Source organism: Meishania litoralis (genome assembly GCF_042611095.1).
GTDB classification, from domain to species: domain Bacteria; phylum Bacteroidota; class Bacteroidia; order Flavobacteriales; family Flavobacteriaceae; genus Meishania; species Meishania litoralis.
In genome coordinates, this window is the sequence record NZ_JBHFPV010000002.1 from 767,462 (window position 1) to 792,114 (window position 24,653).

Here is a 24,653-nt window from a genome sequence, read left to right on the forward strand (position 1 = left end):
GCCAAGCATCGGGGAATTCTTTTCGATTAAAATAATATGAGAGGCCATTAACTACTGCGTATGATACACACTTAGTACATTCTCGATCTTTTCCTCAGTATCACGGTCGATAATTTTTCGCTCGGGATTTTCGTCCAGCCATTTCAAGGTGCGTTTGATACCTTCGGCAAAGGGAATGGTCGCCTTAAAACCCGGTATAAAGGTCTTGATCTTGGTGTTGTCGAAAATCACGCTTTCTGCCTTGTCGGCCAACAGTGTCCCGGTGAATGAAGGTTCGACCTTACAAATGAAATCAGAGGCGATATGCACCACTTTGGCTTCCTTTCCCAAACTGTCCGCCAAAATCTTATAGATCATGTTCCACGTAAGTACTTCATCGGAAGTAATATGAAAAGCATGGCCAATGGCCTGGGTCAACCCTAGAAGTCCGACAAATCCTTTGGCAAAATCATCGGCATGGGTGACCGTCCACAATGAAGTGCCGTCGCCATGAACGATGATTTCCTTTCCCTTTAAGATGCGGTCTGCCGTATTGTATTTGTCGAAGCCCCCAATTGCAATGGGTATCACGGTATCATAGGTCAACGACGGCCGCACAATGGTGATGGGAAAGCCTTCCTCGCGATAGGCCTTCAACAAACGGTCCTCACATTGTATCTTGTTGTTCGAATAATCCCAAAGATTATTACAGAGCGGTGTCGATTCTGTAATTACCGGATAGCTCAAAGGGGTCTGATAGCATGAGGCCGAACTAATAAAAATGTATTGTTTGGTCTTACCCTTGAACAGTTCTAGATCCCGTTCGATATCGTTGACGTCGAATGCGATCCAGTTGACGACAACGTCCCATTTGTGGGTATCCAGTTCGGTCAGTGTCTCAGGTTTTGAGATATCACCTACTATCGATGTGGCTCCCGGCAAATCGACTTTCAACTTTCCTCTATTCAACAAGTACAGATCCATGCCCTTCGTCAGCGCCAAACGACTTGAAGCCGTGCTGATATTACCTGTTCCCCCGATAAACAATACTTTCATAATCCTATTAATTTATTACAATTTAAGATTATTCCAAAAAGTAAAAGGGCATTCCTACCGCTAATTTTCAAAACCGTCGAATGCGCAAAATTTTAAAGGGATAATCGCTATATTACGTTTTGATTATCCGCTTAACAAAAGAACCTAAAATACCTCTGGAATGAACCTAAAGAAAGAAATACTTTGCAAAACAGTAACCTTGCCCTTGATTCTATTACCGATGTTGCTGACCGCCCAGACGGTAAAGGTTATGACCTATAATATCAAATACGATAACGTCAACGACACGGTAAATAACTGGAACGATCGTAAAGATGGTATGGTCGGTCTCTTAAAGCAACAAGGGCCTGTGTTCATCGGAATGCAAGAGGTGCTTTTTAACCAATTACAATTTTTGGATGAAGCCTTGCCCAACTATGCCTATATCGGCGTGGGTCGTGACGACGGTAAGGAAAAGGGGGAGTTCTCCCCTATTCTGTATAATTCGGAAAAATATCGATTGCTGCGATCCGATACCTTTTGGCTTTCAAAAACCCCGGACAACATTTCGGTCGGTTGGGATGCGGCCCTGGAGCGCATCTGTACTTATGGACTCTTTGAAGATAAGGTTACCCATGCAAAGTTATGGGTCTTTAACACGCATTTCGATCACGTCGGCGTGAAGGCAAGAAAGAAATCGGCAAAACTTATCCTTGAAAAAATCAGCCAGCTCAATACGGATAAGCTTCCTGTAATACTTATGGGTGATCTTAACCTGATGCCCGAAGAAAAGCCCATCCGATCGATCAAAAGAAAAATGCACGATGGATTGGTCTTTTCGAAAAAACCGCAAAACGGTCCCGTAGGCACTTTTAATGGTTTCAATATCTCAGACCCCATTTCGCGACGGATAGATTACATTTTTGTCACCAATCTTGAGGTTTTGGATTATCAACATATCGATGAGCGACTTGGTTCCGGCAAGCACATTTCAGACCATCTGCCCGTCATCGCGATCTTAAAAACTAAATAATAGCCCATGGCTTCAATAATAACAACCAAAATGAACAATCGAAGAACCTTTGTGAAAAATGCTACTTTGGGCACAATTACTATGGTGGCGGCCCCTCAAATAATACATGCTTCGAAAAGCCTGAACCAGCGGCCCGACATGTCAATCCCAAAAATTTCATTGGCCCAATGGTCATTGCACCGTGCCCTTGAAAAAGGTGAGATAAAGGCCGTTGATTTTGCGGCCATTGCAAAGAACACCTATGACATCGATGCCATTGAATACGTAAATCAATTTTATGTCGATAGGGCCAACGATGAAAAGTTTTGGTCTCAGCTTAGGCAAAAGGCTGAAAATGAAGGTGTAAAAAGCCTATTGATCATGGTCGACAACGAAGGGGAGCTTGGAAATTTGAAAGCCGATGAGCGAAAAAAGGCCGTCGAAAACCACTTTAAATGGATCAATGCCGCCAAGATTTTGGGTTGTCATTCGATCCGGGTCAATGCCTTCGGAAAAGGAAGCATGAAGGCACTGGAAGCCTCATTGATGGACGGATTGGGGCAATTGGCCGAATATGGCGCAAAGGAAGAAATCAATGTTTTGGTCGAGAATCACGGTCTGCATACCTCAAATGCAAGTTTTATAACAGGAATCATCAAGCAAATCGGCAATCCTTTTCTGGGAACGCTTCCCGATTTTGGCAATTGGTGCCTAACGGCCGAATGGGGAAGCACGGCGAACGGTAAGAACTGTGCCGAAATTTATCCACAAGCTAAGGCAATAGAAGAATTCTTGCCCTTTGCCAAAGGTGTCAGTGCAAAAACCTACGATTTCGACAGTAATGGAAACCAAAGCCTGATCGATTACCCAAAATTATTACAACTGGTCAAAGATTCAAACTTCGATGGTTATATCGGTATCGAATACGAAGGGGAGAATTTAAGTGAACACGAGGGGATCAAGGCAACGAAAGCTTTGTTGGAAAAGATCTGGGCAACATTAAAATAAATCCATATGGCGTACGATGAATTTTTGGCCGACCGGGCCCGGAACATTTTAAAGACCAAATCGGTGGCCTTTGAAGAAAAGAAAATGATGGGAGGCCTTTGTTTTATGGTCGATGACAAAATGTGCTTCGGTATGCATACCGACAAAAATACCGACGCATCGCTCTTGATGTGCCGTGTCGGCCAACCCAATTATGATAGGGCCTTACAACGACCCCATTGTAGCGAAATGACCTTTACCGGGCGCACTATGAAGGGTTTTGTCTTTGTTTCGGAGGAAGGCATCGATTCTGAAAACGACCTCGAATCGTGGATCCAAATGAGTTTGGACTTCAATCCTATGGCAAAAAGTAGTAAGAAGAAAAAGGTCAAAAAGTAGTATTATATGGTTTAGGGCTATTGTTATGATCGTCCTCATAGAATCTTAACAATAATATGGAGATGACCTATATTTTTTCGTTTAAATCCTGTCTTCCAATGATTGCCATAATCTCCACAATGTTTTTGTTTACTTTAAAGTAAATACTGTCAACGCCACAAACGCAACGTCTATAACCTTTCTTTATAGAATCGACCGATTCAAACGAAAAAGGTCGTTGCGCAATACGATCAAAACATTCAAAAAAAGAATCGAAATATTTGTCCGCTTGGGCAGTTCCAAATTTATGAACACCATAATGATGAATCCGAATCAAGTCGTTTTTAGCTTCATTGCTCAATCGATATTCAGCCATTAAGTAAAGACTTTGATTCGGCTAAAATTTCTTCTTTACCAGCAGTCGTGAATCCGTTATTTTCAGCTTTTTCAAGTTTAGCGCGAACCCAGTCGATTTGAACCTGTTGTTTCCGGGCCTGTCTGATCAAATCATTTACAAGCTCACTTTTGCTTGAATATTCTTTATTATCTACTTGGGCCTTTAGCCATTCATCGTTTGGTTTGGTGAACGAAATACTCTGTCTTGCCATAAATTTATTATTTGATGTAAAATTACACCAAATATGAATCAATACCAAATTCCATTTAAATCCGCTACGGCTCTGTTGGTCAAATTGAACTTAACCATCGGCTTTTCTACCTGCTTTTAATTCCTTCAGGTTTTTCTCCCAATCGATGTCGTGAGCGATTCCACTATCGATTACTTCTTGAATCGCTTTCCTTAGTGCGATTACTTTCTTCTTTTTCCAGCAGCCTAAGCCCTGCACGAATGACCTCGCCCACATTTTTATAGCATCATGTGGAAATTTGTTCGTGGACAAATTGATCAAAATTGTCACTTAGCGATATTAAAATATTTTTACTCACCTAAATTAACGATGGACATAAACACCTTTTAGAGGTAACAATTATACATCTATAGCATTACTATATAACAAACCCCGACGTGCACATCGGGGTTCGAAAGGAATATCATTTCTTATTTTTTTTAGGCTTCCAATGCTCTTTTTACAAACACTTTGGCCAAATGCGCGCGGTATTCGGCATCGGCGAAATGGTCGCTCATAACCTCAACACCATCTACGGCATGGTTGGCGGCTTCACCGGCATTGCCCGAATACGCGTTCTCCACGGCCGTCGCACGATACGGGGTATCGGAAACCCCAGTGATTCCCACCTTGACCGAGTCCCCATCTTTTACCACGGCCACGCCGACCACCGCAAAACGCGAGGCGGACTGAAAGAATTTTTGATAGTTTCCATTGACGACTTTGGGAAACCGTACCGCAGTTATGATTTCATCGTCCTGCAGGGCCGTAGTGAAAATTCCCTGAAAGAAATCGGTCGCCGCAATGGTACGCTTTCCGTTTTTACCCTCTACTTCTATTTTGGCATCACAGGCCAAGACCGTTGCCGAATAATCGGCCGACGGGTCGGCATGGGCTAGGCTTCCCCCAATGGTTCCACGGTTGCGCACCTGAATATCACCGATACATTTTGCGGTCTGGGCGAGAATCGCAAGTTCTGAATTAATCAATCCCGAATTGACGATGGCACTATGGGTACAATTGGCGCCGATGACGATTTCATCCCCATCCTTTGAAATGGAATCCATTCCTTTGATACCACTGATATCTACCAAAATCTCCGGTCTGTTCAACCGCAGCTTCATAGCGGGAACCAAACTATGCCCCCCGGACAAAATTTTGGCATCATAGCCATATTCATCGAGCAAATCGACCGCTTCTTTAACGGAGCCCACTTTTACATAATCAAATTTTGCTGGAATCATTTTGTATGTTGTTTGTTTTCTCTCTTTATTTTTAATATCATTTTAGAATATTCACCTTAGGTGTTTACCAAAGTTGGGAGCTCGTTACCCGAAGTCTGAAGTTTTCTCTTTTTTCCTTTCTAATTCGCATAAGTGCTTAAACTACGTGCTCCGTGCTTCCCGCATCATATTCACGTCTGCGCCTGTATCGCCTTCCATACCCTTTGAGGGGTCAATGGCATCTGAATGTCGGTCACGCCCAAATGTGACAGTGCATCGACTACGGCATTCACGACGGCTGGCGTAGAACCAATGGCCCCTGCCTCTCCGGCTCCTTTAACTCCCAATGGGTTATGAGGACACGGAGTCGTCGTTCTGTCGGTCTCGATGTTGGGCACGTCATCGGCGCGAGGCATGGCATAATCCATATAGGATCCCGAGATCATCTGGCCACCGCCATCGTAAACGACTTCTTCCAAAAGCGCCTGCCCTACTCCCTGTACCACACCGCCATGAATCTGCCCCTCGACGATCATCGGGTTCATTACGTTGCCCACATCGTCACAGGCCACAAACCTTTGAAGGTCTACCTTGCCGGTATCGGCATCGACCTCGACTACGGCAATGTGCGTTCCAAAAGGATACGTAAAATTCGTAGGGTCGTAGAAACTTGAAAAATCAAGTCCGGGTTCAAGACCTTCGGGATAATCGTGCGGAACGTAGGCCGTCAACGAAACATCGCCGAACGATATCGATTTATCGGTTCCCTTGACCGTCCATTTTCCTTCTGCATATTCCAAATCCTCTTCGGCCGCCTCCAATTTATGCGCAGCGATCTTGGCGCCTTTTTCCAAGATCTTATCGATACTTTTAATGATGGCACTACCCCCAACAGCCAAACTTCGCGAACCATAGGTTCCCATACCGAAGGCCACCTGATCGGTGTCGCCATGCTCGATCTCGACATCGTCCATCGCTATGCCCAATTTATCGGCGACGAATTGCGCAAAGACCGTCTCATGGCCTTGCCCGTGGGAATGCGCGCCGGTCAGCACTTGCACTTTTCCGGTGGGTTGTACGCGAACATGGCCCACCTCATAGAGTCCGGCACGGGCACCCAATGAACCGACAACGGCCGATGGCGCGATACCGCATCCTTCGATATAGGTAGAAATACCGACCCCTAAAAGTTTTCCATTTTTACGGGCGGCTTCCTGTTCTTTTCTAAAGTCTTCATAACCCAGCATTTCCAATCCGCGTTTTAGAACACCTTTATAATTGCCGCTGTCGTATTGCAAGGCCACCTGTGTTTGATAACCTGGTTCATTCACGCCGTCAAAGGGAGGAATGAAGTTCTTGAAACGGATCTCGGCAGGGTCCATACCCATTTCCTTGGCCGCTTTTGAAAGCATGCGCTCCAGCAAATATGTAGCTTCGGGCCTTCCCGCTCCACGATAGGCATCTACGGCCACGGTATGTGTAAAAGGCGCGGTAACGTTCAAATGGATCAATGGCGTGGTATAAACGCCCTGGAACAAGGTACCGTGCAGATAGGTCGGCACGGCAGGGGCAAATGTTGAAAGATAGGCTCCCATTGCACAATACTCATCGGTGAGGTGCGCAACGATCTTACCGTCTTTATCAAAGCCCATTCTTGATTTCACGACATGGTCGCGGCCATGCGCATCGGTCAAAAAGGCCTCACTTCGGTCGGAGGTCCATTTCACCGGTCTCCCGATTTCCCTTGAAATCCATGTCAACAAAGCTTCTTCAGTATAATGATAGATCTTGCTTCCGAAACCGCCGCCCACATCTTTGGAGACGACGCGCACTTTATGCTCCGGAATTCCCAAAACAAAAGCGCATAGGAGCAAACGTATCAAATGCGGATTCTGGGTACTTGTGTACAGCGTCCATTTATCGCCATTGACATCGTAATCGGCGATATAGCTGCGCGGTTCGATGGCGTTCGGTGCCAAGCGTTGGTTGCGGTATTCCATTTCGGTCACGTGATGCGCCGAGGCCAGTGCGGCCTCTACCTCGGCCCTATCGTTGCCGATGCACCAATCAAAGGCTGCATTATCGGGCCATTCGTCGTGAACCTTTGGTGCGCCCGTTTCCATGGCGGCTTTGGCGTCGGTGACCGCGGGAAGTTCTTCATAATCGACTTCAACCAATTCGGCGGCATCACGGGCCTGTGCCAAGGTCTCGGCGACCACGATGGCGACCGCTTCCCCCAAATGCCTGATCTTGTCTTTGGCCAATAACGGGTGTTTCGGTTCGCGCATGGTCTCGCCGTTCTTGAAATCGACCTGCCATCCGCAGGGCACTCCATATTCCCCACAACCATCGCTTCCGGTATAAATGGCTATTACCCCTTCGGATTTTTCAGCTTCCGAAGTATCGATGGAAAGGATCTTTGCATGCGCATACGGACTTCGAACAAAGGCCGTATGTGCCATTTTCGGCAATTTTATATCGTCGGTATAGGTACCCGCCCCTTTCAAAAACCGGGCGTCTTCCCTTCTCTTAATCGGTTTTCCTATAAATGTTTCCATAATTACCCGTTTATTTTTTCAGCGGCATGCCGTATCGATTTGACAATGTTGTGATAACCCGTGCAACGGCAGAAGTTGCCTTCAAGTCCGTGTCGGATTTCCTCTTCGGTCGGATTCGGATTGTTTTTCAGGATGTCAGCGGCCGTCATCACCATTCCGGGAGTGCAAAAACCACATTGCAATCCGTGGTTCTCTTTAAATGCCTCCTGTATCGGATGCATCGCATGGCCATTGGCCATCCCTTCAATGGTCGTAACCTCGCAACCATCGGCCTGAACGGCCAATAAGGTGCATGATTTTACCGCATTGCCATCCAAAGTTATGGTACAGGCCCCGCACCCGGTGGTGTCGCAACCGATATGCGTACCCGTAAGGTCCAAAACCTCGCGCAGGTATTGGGCCAGGCTCATACGGGGTTCTACATCATGGGAATGCACCTTCCCGTTCACCGTAATCGAAATATTCATATGTGTTCTTTTTTAATTATGTATTCTATCTTTTTTCGCTTGTTGAAAAAGGTATGTATGTAACGCCTTCGCTAAACTTAACCGCAAGGGACACAATGGTTTACGCAAGGTTCGCCATGAGCTTCCGCAAGCTCGATATTCTTTGCGTACTTTTTCTTTCCCTGTGCACTTTGCAGTTCTATTACTGTTTCTTTTTCCTTTTCAGTTTATGCGCCATTCTTTTCCAATTCATTTTCAAACGCCTGAAAAAACTGTTTTGACAAGGTGCTCACCACCCCGCTCATAATCCGTTGCCCCATGCGCGCCAACATACCCGACATTTTTGCCTCCCCGGTATATTTTACTTCGGTTTTGCCGTCGTCAAGCGCATTGAACTGCATGCCGATTTCGGCTACGACGTTGCCCGACTTGCTCTTTTGGTCAATGACCAGTAGACAACTTTTCTCTGTCACCTTGTCCCTGACCGAGAGATTGCCTTCGAATGTACCCTTTACGGGGCCGATACGAACCTCTGAAATCGCGTTGTAAGCATCTTCGCCGAGGGGCTTCAATTGCTTTACCCCTGGGGTCACCTTTTCAAGTACTGTAGGATCCATTAGCATCTTCCAGACCACATCGGGAGCGGCATTCAGTTTGTAGGTTCCGTTGATTTTCATGATTGAGGAAATATGTTTATCAATATAAAAAATATGTTGCGGAATTGCCACAATTTTGGCAATTTTTACAAAGTATAAATAAAAAAGGAGATGGTATTTTGAATATCTATTACGTGAAGGTCAGAAATACGGCATATTCTTCAAATTCCTTTTTTTGCGGATATGCGAAATGGCCGATTTCAAACTTTCCAAATTATGTGCTGATGCCAAGACATCGATATACGGAAGCGCCGTTCTCATACCCAGGGCCTCAGGGGCGAAATCGGCACTTCCGGCCAGCGGATTCAGCCAAATCACTTTTTTTGTTTTTTTATGGATGGTCTGCATGGCCGTTTTCATAACATCGGGTTCCCCGGTATCCCATCCATCGCTCAAGATCAGAACAATGGTCTTCTTGTCCAACATACGATGGCCGTATTCTTGTACGAAACCGTTAAGGCACGAACCTATAGTCGTACCGCCCGACCATTGCGGCACCCTATCGGAAATCATTTCAAAGGCCTTATCAAATTCATGATTGTCAAGCAGTTCGGTCACGCGATGTAAAGCCGTACTGAACACAAAGCTCTCTATTCTGTCATAGGCGTTTTGAAAGGCATAAATAAGATGCATCAAAAAACGGCTGTACAGATCCATCGACCGACTGACATCGCAGAGCAAAACCAGTTTCAATTTCTTTTCCTTTCTTTCACTGAAACGTATTTCGGTCAGATCGCCTCCCCGACGCATGTTCATACGAATGGTGTTCTTTAGGTCGACGGTCTTCCTTATTTTTGATTTCTTTCGCAGCCGGCTCTTTTGGTGGGCGATCTTACGGGCCATTTTTTGCAATAAACGCATTACCAATTGCATTTCTTCCGTACTCAAATCGGCGAAGTTCTTTTTGGTCAATACTTCGATATCGCTGTAGGAAGCCATTTGCTTTTCGTCATCGGAGGCATTGAGGTTCAGCCATTCCTTTAAGGATTCGAACTGGGCACGGGACTTTTCGGCATCGGACCGTTTCTCTTTTTTTTCTTCTTTTTCCTTCAATTTCGAATCGACCGACCGGGCCAATTCATCCTTAAATTCAAGATACAAATCGTTAAACTGTTGCCGCTGATAGACATTCTTCGACAAGACGGCTTTTAGCGCATCGCGGAAATAACCTTCTTTATGGATCGGAAGGTAAGAAATGGCCTTGAGGGCCTCGGCTTCTTCATGGGCCCCGATCGAAAACCCCTTTTTTCGAAGGAAACGGCAGAGCAATACGATGTTGGCCGAGAGTGCTGTTCGATAGGTTATGTTAGAGGTTTGAAGCACGAAGCTCGGAGTTTTACTTAAATTTTATTTCTAAAGGCAATCATCGAATTCATCAATCTGTAAGATCTGTTGTAATGCCGTTCAAAGATATCTTCATTTATGTAATTGCGATTCTTCGCTTTGTGCAAACATGTAACCACTTCAGCTAATGATCGAATCGCATATCCCATAAACTTTCTGAATTCCGGTTTTGATTGAACTATAGATCCTTCAGATATGTTCAAAGCGATTGAATCGGCCGCTCTTCTAAGCTGCGATGAGAGGTTATATATTTCTTTTTTCGGAAATCTACTTGTCATTTCATCCATTTCATCTCCCATTTCCATAGCATCTTGCCAAATACGCAATTTCTCGAATTTAAATTTTGGCTTATCTTCCATTTATTTGTCCAGATTATTTCTGTTGGTCACCATAAAAATAGATTCCCGAGTCCTGTATTCCAATAGTTGCACCGTGCTTCAAACTTCCGGCATCGGACCTCTACACAATTCTGGAAACCACCCCCGTACGTTCAAAAAGTTCGGAAAGCGAATCTTGGGTATGCCGAATATCTTGCCAATCTTTTAAGACCACGCCCAAGGTATCTTCGACCATTTGTTTATCTAAATGCGCTAAATGCATGCCGGCCAAGGCCCTGGCCCAGTCTATCGTTTCGGCGATACCCGGTGTCTTTTCGAGTTTCAGGGTACGCAGCTCCTTCATAAAGGCACAGATCTGGTTCCCCAATTTTGCATCGATTTCAGGCACTTTTGCGGTTACGATGGCCAACTCTTTTTCGAAAGTCGGGTAATCTATCCATAGGTAAAGGCATCTTCTGCGCAGGGCCTCCGAAAGTTCGCGGGTACGATTGCCGGTCAAGATGATCTGCGGTCTGCTCTTTGCGGAAATCGTTCCGATCTCGGGAATGGTCACCTGCCAATCGGACAGCACTTCCAACAAAAAACTCTCGAACTCCTCATCGGCCCTGTCGATTTCATCGATCAGCAAAACCGGATTCCTTTCATGGGTTATCGCCTGAAGTATCGGTCGTTTCAATAAAAACTTATCCGAAAAAATAGTCTGCTCCAAAGCTTCCAATTTTTTGCCCCCATCCTCCTGCATCTTAAGGTAGAGCAATTGGTGCTGGTAGTTCCATTCGTAGAGCGCATGGGTGCTATCCAACCCTTCATAGCATTGCAAACGTATCAGCTCGGTCTGCATGGCCTTGGCCATGACCTTGGCGATCTCGGTCTTTCCCACTCCCGCGGGGCCCTCCACCAACAGGGGTTTTTCCAACTTCATGGCAAGGAACAGCGACATGGCAATGGCGCCATCGTCAATATACCCTTGGTCTTGCAACATTTTTTGAATTCGGGAAAGTTCTTTTGCCTGCATATTTCGGACCTTAATAGAGGAGAAAAGATACCCAAAATCGAAACCGTGAACAAATTTGACCTGTAAATATGTGTACGGCCAAAACTTAACCACAAAAGGCGCTAGGGTTTTACAAATAGCTTGACGCCCTTTGCGATTGTGAAATATTGAAGTTGTTTATCAATGAGGTCAGCATAAAGTTCTTAGCCGCACCTCAAACTTCCAGCTTCGTACCTCGTACTTCAAACTTCGTGCTTCCAGCTTTATTTCCCTAAAGATTATCCAACTGGTTGCTGTTGTTGTCGTCACTGATCGTCCAGAAAAAGCCGACGAAGAAAAAGGCATCGGCCGTAGGGCGTATTTCCCTCCTATCGAAAATTCCGTTTACATCGGGTGCATCGGCATATTGATATCCGTTTACATTGCGGAACCCTGCCACGTTACTGACCGAGAAATATAGGATTTTCTGTTGTGAGATCAAATAGGCCCAGTTCACGCTAAGGCTATTATAGGCCTTGGTCTTTTCGGCCATAAATTCTGGTGTATTCGGATTATCATAGGGTCTTCCGGATCCAAAGCTGTACGAGAGTCCCACTTGCGATCGCCAATCCTCGACCCAATATTTTGTCACCAGTGAAAGATTATGTTTCGGGGCGAAGTTCGGTGTGGCGGCCCCGCGGAAATTGCGATAATCGCGTTCGGTATCCAAATACGAATAAGAGGCCCAATAATCGAGGTTTTTGATGCTCTTGTTATCCCTCCAGAAAATATCGAGTCCCGCTGCATGACCGCTTCCTAAATTATTGAACTGCGAATCGAACTGTGCCATGGGCGTATCGTATTTGATCAAATCGGCATAGTCTTTATAATAAGCTTCCGCACGAAAAGTCTTGCCATCGGCCAAATATTGATAGTTCAGTATATAGTGCGAGGTCTTCTCGAAATCAAGCGTTTTATCGAACTTCAAGTAATCGTTGAACGGATTCTGGTAGAAATTGCCGTAGGCCAACGAAAACTGTGCGTTAGCGCCGCTCTTATACGCCAACGAAGCCCTGGGGGAAACGGTGGAAGCCTTTAACATAGAGGAATACTCGCCCCGCGCACCGAGCTTCATGGCAAAACGATTGCTGAAGAAAATATCGGCCTCGGCGAATGCCGCACTGAGATTATCGGTAATGTTCGATGCAAAGGTAAACCCGTCGGGCGACAAGAAATCCTCGGTATAGTTTGCCATAAAATGTTCGGCCCCAAAGCGCCATTGAAAACGACTGCTGAAATTTTTCTTCAATTTCAGTTTTATGTGCGCCGCGGTCTCTTGGGTCGTTATCGAATTCGCCCGAAAACCGATATCGTTCTTATCGGAAGAAACACTGGCCCCGGCGGTGAGCGTCCATTCCTTTTCCAAAAAATGCTTGTACGAAGTATTCGCATAGAGGTTGTTGTTCTTCAATTTAAAGTTCACAAAGTCATCAAAATTGATATCCTCTTGGTCGATATCCATATTGGCCTGGTTGAAGCCGGTGTAGAACTTGAACATGCTTTTCTCTTTCCTGCTCCGGAAAACCGCCTCCCCCGAAAAAGATTCATAGGGCTTGTTCCAAAGCACGCCGATATCGTTGGGAATGATCCATTGATACGGTGACAGGTTGATGTACGACGCATTGACGCTCAATGATTTGTCGCCCCAGATCTCGGTATGCCCCAACGTACCGCCGACCGACATGATACCGATATCGGTCTTTTCTTGATCAGGCATATCGGTGGTGTTCAAAAGGAGAACGCTCGACAATGCTTGACCATATTCGGCCGAATAGCCCCCGGTGCTGAATGTGATTCCCTTGAACAGAAAGGGGGAAAACCTTCCCCGGGTGGGAATGTTGTTCGCCGTTGCGCTAAAGGGCTGGAATACCCGGAGGCCGTCGATGAAGACCTGCGTCTCGCCCGCTTCACCGCCACGAACGAACAGACGCCCGTCTTCATTTACAGTAGTGGTTCCCGGAAGCGTTTGAAGCGCCCCGACAAAATCGCCGACCGCCCCGGCCGTGGTCACGATATCCAAAGGTTTGAGCACGGAGACCTTTGAATTGTCGCCCGCCTCGAAAGTTCCGGCGGTGAGCGTTACCCCCGACAATTGGTTGATGGCCTCATGGAGTTCGATTTTTAAACCGTTTAAATAAGAAACGTCGCCGGTCTGCACGTATGTTTCGAAAGACAGCATGGAGACGATCAGCGTTTGGGTGCCGGTTTCTTCGGTCTCGAACAAAAAATTGCCGTCGTCATCTGATGAAGCCCCGTCATAAGTTCCTTCGAGATAGATATTGGCCCCTACTATCGGTGTCCCGTTTTTGTCCGTTACATTGCCCGATACGGTCGATTGCGCCGTTACTAAAGTAAATGATAAACCTATGGTGAGCGTAAAAAGTTGTTTTAACATGACTGTTCGTTTGTTGCCCCTTCGACTGCGCCCAGGGCAGGTTGCCGTATTCAATTTGTTGATCGATGGGGCAAAATTGGGGCGCGGCAAACGGTAATCATAAACAAGGGTACCGAACCGTAATTTTTCGATGCTGAATTGAAAAGGAAAATCGGCATTACAGTTCAGCCACCAAATTTTACAATTGGGTATTTTGTTTTTCCGGGGCGGGGATGTTCTTCGCAGTTTTGACCCTGAAGAATTAATCATCTAAATAAACATCTCATGAAAAAATTAACCGTATTAGCCATTTTGATCGTCACCGCGATCACCGCCAATGCCCAAGAAAACGATGGGGCCACCATTACCGTAACCGTTGAAAATGTACTGTCGGAGGGCGGAAGCATTCTCGCCGGACTCCATACCTCGGATACCTTCATGAAAGGGATCGGAATAGCCAATGCCATGTCGCCCGCAAAGGCCGGTGAGGTAAGCTTGGTTTTTGAAAACGTGGCACCGGGCACCTACGCGATCATGGTCATGCACGACAAGAACGACAATAAACAAATGGATATGGAAAACGGCATGCCCAAGGAAAGCTATGCCACCACCGGCGAAATGAACCTCTATGGCCCCCCGACCTTTGACGGTGCCAAATTCGAAGTGACCGATACCGACCAAGCATTCAGGATCCGATTTTAAACCATTGGGTTTAGACAGCAGTCAACAAAAGGCCCGCGACGCGGGCCTTTTTATGTATTGCCATTGCTGCTGTTTCAAAAAAACGGCAGCACTACTTTGGTCTCAAAACACAATGGCATTTTCTTACAAAAAGTTATCTTCGTCATGCACCTTATAAATGAACCATAGATCATGCGCCTATCATTGTAGTGCATTTAAAGCAGTGTCAAAAACAGATATAATTATGAATAAATCTATAATTCTTACGATTTCTCTTTTTTGTCTAATCACTTTTTATGTGAAGGGACAAACTCGACAGGACTCTCTGGATATTAAACAAGTTGCGTTAAATTATATTGAGTCTCAACATAACGTAAGACCCGAACAGTTTGCAAGTGCAGCTCATCCGAGAATGGTGAAAAGGACTTTTTGGACAAACAAAAACACAGGAAAAGAATATTTGAGAGAAACTTTTACCGATGCTATGATTTTACTTGCCGAAACGTATAACCAAGACGGAGACAAATTCCCAGAAAATCCAAAAAAAGAGGTTATCATACTGGATGTTTATGACAAAACTGCTTCAGTAAAACTTATAGCGGATGACTGGATTGATTATATGCATATTGTAAAACTCAATGGAAAATGGCAAATAGTCAACGTACTTTGGCAGTTTAACGACTCTGATAACCATTAAGGTGAAAGATAAAAACGCATTACAGCATTGGTAACCATTGCACAAGCCCCTGATTTAAGAAAAACAGACCTCGAACAAGCCCTTTTGCGGGGCTTTTTGGTTCAATAAGCTATAGTGAAGGTGAGATTTTGGGTGGCCCAAAATAGCGAAAATGGACTTTTCAAGGACCTTTTGCAAGCTTTTTTTGCAGATCTATGGCCCCGGCCCCGCTCTTGACATGTTTTTCGGTGAATTTCAGGTGCTTTTGTGATTCATACACCAACCATTGGCGCTAATGCTGAACGGTCAGATGCCAAAACTGACCAAACAAAAAGTAAGACCAATTGCTTAAAACAAGTTGATGCAAAGCACCAATTTATTCTACCTTTTATTATTTTTGTATTGAACATTACAATAATATGAAAGGAAGACCACACATACATAACGACAAAGAGGTCGTTCTGAAAGCACAAGAGCTATTTTGGAAAAAGGGGTTCAACGCTACTTCGTTAGCAGATCTAAGCAAAGCAACAGGTGCGGGTGCAGGAAGTTTGTACAACTCATTCAAAGGTGGAAAAAAAGAACTTTTCAAAAAATCACTTCAACAACGAAGAGAAGATTTTAACGATTTCAAAATACAATTAGAAAAAAGTGATAGTCCCATTAAACTAATAAAGGACTTTTTCCTTTCTGTAGCTGTTGCTTCTAAAAGCACTCATTTGAAAGGTTGCATAATTGCTAATACAGTTGTTGAAATGGCATTTGTAGATAATGAATTAGAACAATCAGCAATCGAAATATTGAAAGACACAGAAAAACTTTATACCTCTATCATTCTTACAGAACAAAAAAAAGGGAATATAAAATCAAAATTGCCCGCAGATTATTTAGGAAAATTTTTAATTACGCTTTGGTGTGGAATTAATTCATTTAGAAGAATTTACCCTAATGAAAAAATACTCAAACAGCAAATAGAAATGCAACTACAAATATTAAACTAATTTTTTTTGACTATTTATTTAACAATCATTACAAAATTAAACGATGAATTTAGAACTAAACGAGAAAAGCGCATTTATAAGTGGCTCAACACAAGGAATTGGCTTTGCTATTGCACGGCAGTTGTTAAAAGAGGGCGCGTCCGTTACAATTAACGGAAGACAGACCGAAAAGACCAATCAAGCCAAAGAGAAGTTACAGAAAGAATTTCCAAACTCCAATATTGCAGCAATATCAGCAGATTTTTCAAAAAAAGAAGAAGTAGAAAAATTGCTAAACCAACTTTCTAACATTGATATTTTGGTTAACAATCTTGGTATTTTCGGGATTGAAAAATTTGAAAATATTACAGACGAAGATTGGTATAAATATTTTGAAATAAATGTAATGAGTAGTATTCGTTTATCAAGACAGCTATTACCAGAAATGCTGAATAAAAAATGGGGGCGAATTATCTTTATTAGTAGTGAATCGGGAGTAAATGTTCCGGAAAATATGATACATTACGGTATGACAAAATCAGCAATGTCAGCTATTGCAAATGGACTTTCAAAACTGACAAAAGGAACGGAAGTTACCATAAACACAGTTTTAGGCGGACCAACTTATTCAGACGGGGTTGCGACAGTTGTTGAGCAAATTGCTCAAATGCAAAAACTTGACGTTGAGCAAATGAAAAATGTAATACTTCAACAGTCAAACCCTCATATCTTGTTACAACGTTTCATTGACCCGACAGAGATAGCCAATTTAGCGGTTTATTTATCAAGCCCTTTATCTATTGCAACAAACGGAGCAACTCTAAGAGCAGACGCAGGAGTATTGAAAACAATATAGCACTAACCAGTAACACCGGTAACCGTTGCACAAGTCACTGACCGACCACGGTACAGGTAAATAGGAGCCCTTTTGCGGGGCTCTTTTATTGTTCGGTCAAAAACGGAAGGTCAAATCGCCGAACGATAGTTGCCCGATTTCACTATATTTCGGTAAAATTAGTAGAACCGCGTTTAGCCATTCGGTTGGTGGTCATTGAAGACATATGAAACAGTTTATCATCCTTACATTGATTGCCTTTCTTACAGGCTGTTCTTACCAAAAGTCAGAACAATATGATTTAGTGATATCCAACGTCAACCTTATCGATGGAACTGGAAAACCTTTACAAACTGGAGTTTCAATTGGGATCACTGAAGGTAAAATAGTTGCGATTGATTCAATCATTTCGAATAGTAACGGAAAGAGCATTGATGGAACAGGGAAATTTCTTATTCCGGGATTATTTGACTGTCATGTTCACACCGGATATTTTGAAAGAGATTTTCCCAGGTTTATCCATTACGGAGTGACTTCAGTGTTTGTCACTGGTGGAGGTTTATGTACAAATGACTTCTATGCGTCAATGCGTAAACAGGGGAATCAAGATTCCATTCCTGCACCTTTTGTTTATCATACCAGTCAGCACTTTACAATGGAAGGACGTCATCCAGCAAAGACATATAGGGGCAGCAACTGGCGTGATGGCGAAACAATTTTTTATTTAAAAGACACCTTACAGATTGAAAATCTTGTCCAGAAAGTATCTCAATATCCGATCGTTGGAATCAAGCTTACAATTGAAGATGGACCTGCTCCTCCATTCGTTGAAAGAATGCCTCAGCTGTTTATTGACAAGACTGTAAAGGAAGCTTCGAAATATGGACTGGAAGTATTTGCGCATGTAAGTGATAACATAGAACTGGAAATGGCCATCAATGGCGGTGTTCAAAATTTGGTTCATTTCACCGGGGTAAACATTGATCCTCATGATAGCATTCAAATAAGACTACTTCAGAAATTTGTGAAGAGAAACCCATATTGGGTAACTACATTAATGATTGATAAGTCGTTCCTTTATCCCCTACACCCAGAGTGGTTTGAGTCTAAATCAATGCTTGGCGTATATAAAGAGGCCGTAAACGAACTCACTCCAGAATTAATTGATCGAGCGAAAATTTATATAAGAATTCTCATGGATGAATATGGAATAGATGAAAACAGTATTGAGGCTTTCATGCTTCCACAGGTTGAAGACATTAAATTTTTAAGCGATATGGGATTTAACATGGTTCTGGGTACCGACACTGGAAATGATTTCAATTTTCCGGGATATAGTCTACATGAAGAAATGCAACTGCTAGAACTAGGAGGAATGGAACCAGTTGAGATCATAAAAATGGGAACACTTAATGCTGCTGAAATGATGAATGCACAAGATAGCTTAGGTTCCGTCGAGGTTGGTAAAATTGCAAATTTTGTATTGCTCGATAAAGACCCTTTGGAAAACATAGGTAATACTCTATCGATTAATTCAGTGATAAAAAGAGGTGTAATTCAAGAAAGAATTGATGAATAAATGACTACCAACATTATGTATGAAACCATAGCCGCTCAAGCTGAGCGCACATTCCAAAGCTACGATTCATATAAATGACGGTAATTCCCTACATAAAGAAACTCTATTAATTTGTTAAGCTAACGAGTCAAATTTTGTGTAGGAAAATTATACTAAATTTAACCGTTAGTCAGAATACCAAACACAAACAAATTGAATGAAGTTAAACAGGATTGAAATCAAAAACTACAAAAGCATTGAGCACGTAGAAATTGAATTAAAGAAAATAGGTGATAATTACACCTATTGCCTATTTGGTATTAATGAATCAGGAAAGAGCAGTATACTTATGGGAATTTCATTATATGACCACAAAGAGTTGGCATATCCTGAAGATTTTTTTGACGAATTAGAGAATATAGAAATTACTTTTCATTATTCATTAGAACAAAATGATTTAAAAGAACTTAGGGAGACTTTAGTAAAAGATCATAAATGCCCAAAGGAAATAATCAACAAAGTTTCAGCAACTGAAGTTTCAATTACTGTAATTCATAAAAATGATTCTGATAGCGAAAGAGAAATATCGGAAACAATCAATTTCAAGACTGCCATTTTTAAAGATTATTATAGCAAAGAAACTACGATTCAAAAGAAAGATAAAGAAAGTGAAGAATATGACTTCAATTTAATATCTTTTATGGAAGCCAATAATCCTGATTTTTTTTACAGGTATTCTCACACAGTGGTATTTTGGGAGTCAACAGCAAAATATTTAGTTTTAGATGATATTAGTTTAACAGAGTTTTCAACAAAACCTGCCACAACTTCAATTCCTCTACATAACTGCTTTAAACTTGCAGGTATTAAAACAACAAAACAAATTACATCTAAAATAAGTTCTTTAACCAGTCACGCACGTATAAGGAATTTAGAATCGTTGTTGAGTCGAAAAGTGACTGAACACATTAATAATATATGGGAGAATCACCCAATTTCAGTACTCTTTGAAATAGATAGCGATAAAATATCGCTTTTAATTGAAGATAAAAATGTTCACGACAAAGCGAAAACACCTTCTCAAAGGTCAGATGGTTTTAAACAATTTATAAGCTTCCTGCTTACTATATCTGCTGACGATAAAACAGAATCATTAAACAATAAGATTTTGCTAATTGATGAACCAGAAACTCATTTACATCCTCAGGCTCAATTAAATTTGAGAAAGGAATTAAATAAGATAACATCTAAACAAGATTCGACATTTGTCATTTATGCAACACATTCTAATTATCTAATCGATAAAAACAATCTGAATAGAAATTTCAAAGTTTATAAAGAAAATAATGAGAAAACTAAAGTTGAAAGAATAGAAAGAACAACAAGTACATATTCAGAAGTAAACTTTGAAGTGTTCGATATTCCAACAACCGATTATCATAATGAGCTTTATGGTTACTTGGAGGAAGTTGACAAAGCAAGGCTTGATGGTTTAGACCAAGATAGACAATGGATAGACTCTAGAAATAATAATACATACAACGTATCACTTCCAAAATATATAAGACACTCGATTCACCATCCTGAAAACACTCTGAACAGAAAGTTTTCAGAGGCTCAGCTTAGAAAATCAATTAAGATAATGAGAGAACTGAAATATAATTAAAAGTACTGCACACAACACCGGTAACCGTTGCACAAGCCCCTGACCGACCATGGAACAGTTCGATATAAGCCCTTTTACGGGGCTTTTTTATGGTTCGGTCAATAACGGAAGGTCGAATTCCCGAACAATAGTTGCCCGATTTCACTATATTACCGTAAAATGCGAAGAACTGCGTTTGGCTCTTTAGTTGTGCTTAATACAAAACCTCACACAATAAACATTAATCAGTTAGAATTTCTTTGGTTATAAATGAGAGAAATAGAGAGCATATGGTTAGAAACAGGCTATAAGCATTTTGCTTTTGAAGGACCAAGGGGGCTTAAGATAGAACGATTATCTAAAGAAGTGGGAAAGAATAAATCTTCCTTTTATCATTTGTTTGCTGACTTAGAAATTTTCACAAAACACTTATTGGACTTTCACTTAAGCCGAGCAAAAAATATTTCGACAAAAGAAGCAAAGGCAAAGAATGAAGAAGAGTTGATATCCATTATCATCGAACATAAAATTGACTTATTATTTAACCGTCAACTAAGAATTCACCGAGACAATCAAGAATTCAAAAACTGTTTGTCCCGAATAAATCAATTCTCAATTCAAGGACTATTACCTGTATGGAAGAATATCATCTGTTTATCAGAAAACAGTCCGCTAGCTAAAATGGTATTGCACCTTAGTTTGGAAAATTTTTACCTTCAAATCACCTACGAGACTTTGAACCGAGATTGGCTAAGAGAATACTTCTCGGATATTCGTAAAATGGTGTTTCTTTTCCAAAAATCAAAAGACCATTAAGTTAGACGGAAGCGTCTAAAGTTTGACATTTCGGATATTTAACTTTGTAAAATATTCCATTACAAATGCGGACAAACAGATTACATTTTCTAATGCTCTGCTTGGTTTTGTTAATTAATCAAGGTTGTACCATGGTAAAAGTAAAAATAAGCGAAAAAAGAAATCCAATACCTCAAAAGGTAACTATTGAAGAAAAAACAACCTTAACAACTTGGGGAGCAATCAAGGTGAACAAGTCACACTTTTTTCCATCGAGTTTTCAGCTGAAAATTGATGATAAGGTTATTTACATTGATCCAGTCGGAATTGAGAATGCAGAGCAAGCAGATTATATTTTAATAACTCATGCTCATCCAGACCATTTCTCTTTAAAGGATATTAAAAACCTTTTAAAGAATGAAACAAAGATGATTTGTTCAAAAGGAGTTTCAAAAAAATTGGGAGATGTTAAAGACAAAGTGCAAGTCGTAAGGCCCAATCAGCAATTGCAATTTGAAGAGTTTAGCATCGGGACAACTTTTGCGTACAATACAAAATCCGTTTTTTTATGGATTAAAGCACACCCTAAATCGAAAGAAAATGTAGGCTATGTGATTACATTAAAAAATGGCTTAAAAGTTTACCATACAGGAGATACGGACTATATTTCTGAAATGGAACAACTAAGCGGTATTGATGTCGCTCTGGTTCCAATCGGAGGAGATAATCTAACGATGAATGCAGAAGAGGCTGCTAAGATGGTGAATATAATTCGACCCAAAATTACTATTCCGATGCATTATGAAATCAAAAATGTAGAAGAATTGAATCGATTTGAGACTTTAGTAAACGAAAGAACCAAAATCATTAAATTAAACTAGGAAAGTCAATTATGAATACCACGGTAAATATGACACTTCAAGATTTAGGATATAATAATTATTTCGAAAAGTTAAGAATCGATAATAACCTCAAAGACTTTGAAATTGGACGTGTAATTTCCGAGCAAAAGGAAAGGTATATTGTTAAAAGTGAAAAAGGTGAATTTGAAGCGGAAATTACAGGAAATTTGAGATTTTCCGCCAAGAGTCGTAAAGATTTTCCGGCCGTTGGAGATTGGGTTTCTTTGATTTATCATGAAACAGATTTTGCTGTTATTAATAGCATTTTACCCAGAATTTCAACGCTTTCGAGACAAGCCGTGAACAAGTTTGGTGAGCTGCAAATAATTGCCAGCAATATCGATTATGGATTAATTGTACAATCGGTAAATAGAGATTTTAACATCAACCGACTGGAACGATATTTAACGCTTTGCTACACTTCCAGGATTGAGCCAATAATCGTTATTACCAAAACGGACTTAACGGACGAAGAGAACCTGAATGACTTGCTCAACAAAATAAAAATCAGAGTTAAAAATGTTCCGCTTATCCCTGTAAGTAATGAAACAAAGGAAGGAATAGATAAATTGAAAAAACTTCTCTATAAAGGAAAGACATATTGTCTTCTTGGTTCATCAGGTGTGGGGAAATCATCCCTGATTAACAGTTTGATTGGAGAAAGTCGAATGAAAACGGCCAACATTAGCCAAAGTATTGATAGAGGTAAACACGTTACAACTCGTCGTGAATTAATTCCGATGATAAATGGAGCCATACTTATTGACAATCCGGGAATGCGAGAAGTGGGCATTACAGATAGTTCACTAGGAATAGAAAGTACATTTGAAAAAATATACGACTTGGCACAAAGCTGCAAGTTTTCAGATTGCACCCACACTTCTGAAATTGGTTGCGCGGTTCAACTAGCGATAGATAATGGACAGATTGAGAAATCGCATTTCGAGAACTTTTTGAAAATGGAACGTGAGAAAGAACATTATGAATCAGCTGTAGCCGAAAAGCGTAGAAAGGACAAAGATTTTGGGAAAATGATAAAACATTATAAGAAAACAAAAAAATCAAACAATTTCTAGGCACAACAAAGAACTGAGGTAAAAAAATAAGTTTCTTCTTTTAGCCGCTTTCGACACATAATTCTCATCGTAGGGCAGTTCAGGTTTTGTAATGGCGAATCACTGTTTGCGTAGTTTGTTGGCCACCGCTATCAATGCATCTCAAAATAATCGTACTATCATTTCAAGTTCTATCTCTACACATCGCAAAGGAATTCAGTATCATTTCATCTCACGGCAGAACTGCGTTTAATTACTCGGTCGGCCGTAAGCTGACGAAACTCACAGAACTTCAATTATTTCTCCTTTATTGTTGCCCAGTTCTATTCCCCAATTTGTAATAACTTCTATAACTGGAATTAAACTCAAACCAAAATCTGTTAATTCATACTGGACTCGAAATGGAGCTCTTTTACCAAAACTAAGCCGTGTAATTAGGCCATCTTCTTGTAACGATTTTAGCTGAATACTCAACATTTTTTCAGTTATATCAGGAATCAAACGTTTTAGTTCAGAAAAACGCAGAGTACCATGTCTTAAATACCATAAAACCACACATTTCCATTTTCCACCAATGTAGCTCATGGTAATGTCAGTTCCACAATGATAAACTCTATCATTTATTTTATATGCCTTATGTTTTCCCTCTAAAATCATAACTATAAACTTTAACCTATCAATTTTAACAGTTATTGCATGGCAAAAATAATCAAAATATTTTTACACTGTAAAAAGTATAGTATATGTTAAAATCTATAACAATTGACATAATAGGTTACTCTGCTTTGGTAATAAATTTATATTCTATGTCGGTAAAAGGGGAATATAAATTAAGACTAATTTCAGCTCTTGCCAATTTTATCTATATCATTTACGGAATACTATTAATTGCTTTCCCTATAATTATTGGTTGCTCTATAGCAGTAGTTCTCCATATTTACAGGCTGAAAAGTTTAAAAATAGATGATAATGATTTCAATAAATAAAGCTCATTTTAAAGATGCAAAAATTTTGGCTCTTTTAGGTACAGTAACTTATACTGAATCTCACGGTCATTTTATTGACAACGAAAAAGACCTAATGAAATACAATGAAAGTGCTTTTTCAGTTTTGCAAACTAAAAAAGAGATAAGCGATACGAAAAACATCTTTTTCATTATTAGTAAAGATGATTTGCCTATTGGCTACGCAAAACTGGTTTTTAATTCTTCCCATAAAAATGTTGACTCACAGAATAGTTGTCAGTTAGAACGAATTTATATTTTAAATGATTTTATCCCACTAAAAGTTGGACAACAATTTTTAACCTTTCTTGAGAGGAAAGCCAAAGAATTTAAAGCAAATTCTATATGGCTTTCGGTCCATAGGAATAATATTAGAGCCATTAAATTCTATCAACGAAATGAATACAAGGATGTTGGTAAATCAACTTTTTTTGTCAATGGCAAAGAATATGAAAATGAGGTATTCTCAAAAGAAATATAAAAACTCACGAACAAAAACTAACATCTAAAGATGAATTAACCAACCCAATCAA

The 24,653-nt window shown here is 41.2% G+C and carries 25 protein-coding genes and 1 pseudogene; 13 read left to right on the forward strand and 13 right to left on the reverse strand.

Going from position 1 to position 24,653, the window contains the following annotated elements; translation table 11 throughout:
- Positions 1–51: 51 nt before the first annotated feature.
- A complete protein-coding gene (locus tag ACEZ3G_RS12575; protein ID WP_432425844.1) occupies positions 52–1,035 on the reverse strand; it encodes an NAD-dependent epimerase/dehydratase family protein in 984 nt (327 codons plus the stop codon).
- A 160-nt stretch (positions 1,036–1,195) separates the two neighbouring features.
- Between ACEZ3G_RS12575 and ACEZ3G_RS12580 the strand changes: the two genes are divergently transcribed.
- Genes ACEZ3G_RS12580 through ACEZ3G_RS12590 form a run of 3 tightly spaced genes read left to right on the forward strand, consistent with a single transcriptional unit; the run spans position 1,196 to position 3,412 of the window.
- Positions 1,196–2,047: an endonuclease/exonuclease/phosphatase family protein gene (locus ACEZ3G_RS12580; RefSeq protein ID WP_432425845.1), complete on the forward strand. Its 852-nt coding sequence runs from the start codon at positions 1,196–1,198 to the stop codon at positions 2,045–2,047.
- A gap of 30 nt (positions 2,048–2,077) precedes the next feature.
- A complete protein-coding gene (locus tag ACEZ3G_RS12585; RefSeq protein ID WP_432425846.1) occupies positions 2,078–3,034 on the forward strand; it encodes a sugar phosphate isomerase/epimerase family protein in 957 nt (318 codons plus the stop codon).
- Between the two features lie 6 nt (positions 3,035–3,040).
- A complete protein-coding gene (locus ACEZ3G_RS12590) occupies positions 3,041–3,412 on the forward strand; it encodes a TfoX/Sxy family protein (protein WP_432425847.1) in 372 nt (123 codons plus the stop codon).
- A 67-nt stretch (positions 3,413–3,479) separates the two neighbouring features.
- Here the strand turns inward: ACEZ3G_RS12590 and ACEZ3G_RS12595 are convergent, their stop codons facing one another.
- The 11 genes and pseudogenes from ACEZ3G_RS12595 to ACEZ3G_RS12645 form a co-directional block, all read right to left on the reverse strand.
- Entirely contained in the window at positions 3,480–3,767 is a 288-nt protein-coding gene (locus tag ACEZ3G_RS12595; RefSeq protein WP_432425848.1) for a type II toxin-antitoxin system RelE/ParE family toxin, read from the reverse strand.
- Positions 3,760–3,999 (reverse strand): ribbon-helix-helix domain-containing protein, encoded by a 240-nt coding sequence (locus tag ACEZ3G_RS12600; protein WP_432425849.1) that lies wholly within the window; start codon positions 3,997–3,999, stop codon positions 3,760–3,762. Before ACEZ3G_RS12600 ends, ACEZ3G_RS12595 begins: the two co-directional genes overlap by 8 nt.
- Positions 4,000–4,089: 90 nt before the next feature.
- Positions 4,090–4,336 (reverse strand): annotated as a pseudogene (locus ACEZ3G_RS12605) (type II toxin-antitoxin system ParD family antitoxin).
- A 121-nt stretch (positions 4,337–4,457) separates the two neighbouring features.
- Entirely contained in the window at positions 4,458–5,261 is an 804-nt protein-coding gene (locus ACEZ3G_RS12610) for an FAD binding domain-containing protein (RefSeq protein ID WP_432425850.1), read from the reverse strand.
- 170 nt (positions 5,262–5,431) lie between these two features.
- Positions 5,432–7,798: a xanthine dehydrogenase family protein molybdopterin-binding subunit gene (locus ACEZ3G_RS12615; protein WP_432425851.1), complete on the reverse strand. Its 2,367-nt coding sequence runs from the start codon at positions 7,796–7,798 to the stop codon at positions 5,432–5,434.
- A 2-nt stretch (positions 7,799–7,800) separates the two neighbouring features.
- Positions 7,801–8,265, reverse strand: a complete 465-nt coding sequence (locus tag ACEZ3G_RS12620; protein ID WP_432425852.1) for a (2Fe-2S)-binding protein — start codon at positions 8,263–8,265, stop codon at positions 7,801–7,803.
- A 206-nt stretch (positions 8,266–8,471) separates the two neighbouring features.
- Positions 8,472–8,921 (reverse strand): CoxG family protein, encoded by a 450-nt coding sequence (locus tag ACEZ3G_RS12625; RefSeq protein WP_432425853.1) that lies wholly within the window; start codon positions 8,919–8,921, stop codon positions 8,472–8,474.
- Positions 8,922–9,041: 120 nt separating this feature from the next.
- Positions 9,042–10,223, reverse strand: a complete 1,182-nt coding sequence (locus ACEZ3G_RS12630) for a vWA domain-containing protein (protein ID WP_432425854.1) — start codon at positions 10,221–10,223, stop codon at positions 9,042–9,044.
- A gap of 17 nt (positions 10,224–10,240) precedes the next feature.
- Entirely contained in the window at positions 10,241–10,603 is a 363-nt protein-coding gene (locus tag ACEZ3G_RS12635) for a four helix bundle protein (RefSeq protein ID WP_432425855.1), read from the reverse strand.
- Positions 10,604–10,703: 100 nt separating this feature from the next.
- A complete protein-coding gene (locus tag ACEZ3G_RS12640) occupies positions 10,704–11,597 on the reverse strand; it encodes an AAA family ATPase (protein WP_432425856.1) in 894 nt (297 codons plus the stop codon).
- Between the two features lie 250 nt (positions 11,598–11,847).
- The gene (locus tag ACEZ3G_RS12645) at positions 11,848–14,010 is read right to left on the reverse strand and encodes a TonB-dependent receptor (RefSeq protein ID WP_432425857.1); all 2,163 of its coding nucleotides are present in this window, start codon (positions 14,008–14,010) and stop codon (positions 11,848–11,850) included.
- Between the two features lie 264 nt (positions 14,011–14,274).
- On the opposite strand from ACEZ3G_RS12645, the gene ACEZ3G_RS12650 reads away from it, so the two are divergent.
- From ACEZ3G_RS12650 to rsgA, 9 genes are all read left to right on the forward strand, one after another.
- Positions 14,275–14,691 carry a DUF2141 domain-containing protein gene (locus tag ACEZ3G_RS12650; protein WP_432425858.1) on the forward strand — a complete coding sequence of 139 codons (417 nt, stop codon included), beginning with the start codon at positions 14,275–14,277 and terminating at the stop codon, positions 14,689–14,691.
- Between the two features lie 223 nt (positions 14,692–14,914).
- Positions 14,915–15,367 (forward strand): nuclear transport factor 2 family protein, encoded by a 453-nt coding sequence (locus tag ACEZ3G_RS12655; RefSeq protein ID WP_432425859.1) that lies wholly within the window; start codon positions 14,915–14,917, stop codon positions 15,365–15,367.
- A gap of 398 nt (positions 15,368–15,765) precedes the next feature.
- Positions 15,766–16,347, forward strand: a complete 582-nt coding sequence (locus ACEZ3G_RS12660; protein ID WP_432425860.1) for a TetR/AcrR family transcriptional regulator — start codon at positions 15,766–15,768, stop codon at positions 16,345–16,347.
- Positions 16,348–16,390: 43 nt separating this feature from the next.
- Positions 16,391–17,182, forward strand: coding sequence for an SDR family NAD(P)-dependent oxidoreductase (locus ACEZ3G_RS12665; protein ID WP_432425861.1), 792 nt, complete (start codon positions 16,391–16,393; stop codon positions 17,180–17,182).
- Between the two features lie 205 nt (positions 17,183–17,387).
- Positions 17,388–18,740, forward strand: coding sequence for an amidohydrolase family protein (locus ACEZ3G_RS12670; protein WP_432425862.1), 1,353 nt, complete (start codon positions 17,388–17,390; stop codon positions 18,738–18,740).
- Positions 18,741–18,936: 196 nt separating this feature from the next.
- Positions 18,937–20,385 carry an ATP-dependent nuclease gene (locus ACEZ3G_RS12675; RefSeq protein WP_432425863.1) on the forward strand — a complete coding sequence of 483 codons (1,449 nt, stop codon included), beginning with the start codon at positions 18,937–18,939 and terminating at the stop codon, positions 20,383–20,385.
- Between the two features lie 249 nt (positions 20,386–20,634).
- A complete protein-coding gene (locus ACEZ3G_RS12680) occupies positions 20,635–21,180 on the forward strand; it encodes a hypothetical protein (RefSeq protein ID WP_432425864.1) in 546 nt (181 codons plus the stop codon).
- 131 nt (positions 21,181–21,311) lie between these two features.
- A complete protein-coding gene (locus ACEZ3G_RS12685; protein ID WP_432425865.1) occupies positions 21,312–22,040 on the forward strand; it encodes an MBL fold metallo-hydrolase in 729 nt (242 codons plus the stop codon).
- A gap of 11 nt (positions 22,041–22,051) precedes the next feature.
- Positions 22,052–23,137 (forward strand): ribosome small subunit-dependent GTPase A, encoded by a 1,086-nt coding sequence (gene rsgA, locus ACEZ3G_RS12690; RefSeq protein ID WP_432425866.1) that lies wholly within the window; start codon positions 22,052–22,054, stop codon positions 23,135–23,137.
- A gap of 261 nt (positions 23,138–23,398) precedes the next feature.
- On the opposite strand, the gene ACEZ3G_RS12695 is transcribed toward rsgA, so the two are convergent.
- Positions 23,399–23,773 carry a winged helix-turn-helix transcriptional regulator gene (locus ACEZ3G_RS12695; RefSeq protein WP_432425867.1) on the reverse strand — a complete coding sequence of 125 codons (375 nt, stop codon included), beginning with the start codon at positions 23,771–23,773 and terminating at the stop codon, positions 23,399–23,401.
- A 312-nt stretch (positions 23,774–24,085) separates the two neighbouring features.
- Between ACEZ3G_RS12695 and ACEZ3G_RS12700 the strand changes: the two genes are divergently transcribed.
- Positions 24,086–24,601: a GNAT family N-acetyltransferase gene (locus ACEZ3G_RS12700; protein ID WP_432425868.1), complete on the forward strand. Its 516-nt coding sequence runs from the start codon at positions 24,086–24,088 to the stop codon at positions 24,599–24,601.
- Positions 24,602–24,653 lie beyond the last annotated feature (52 nt).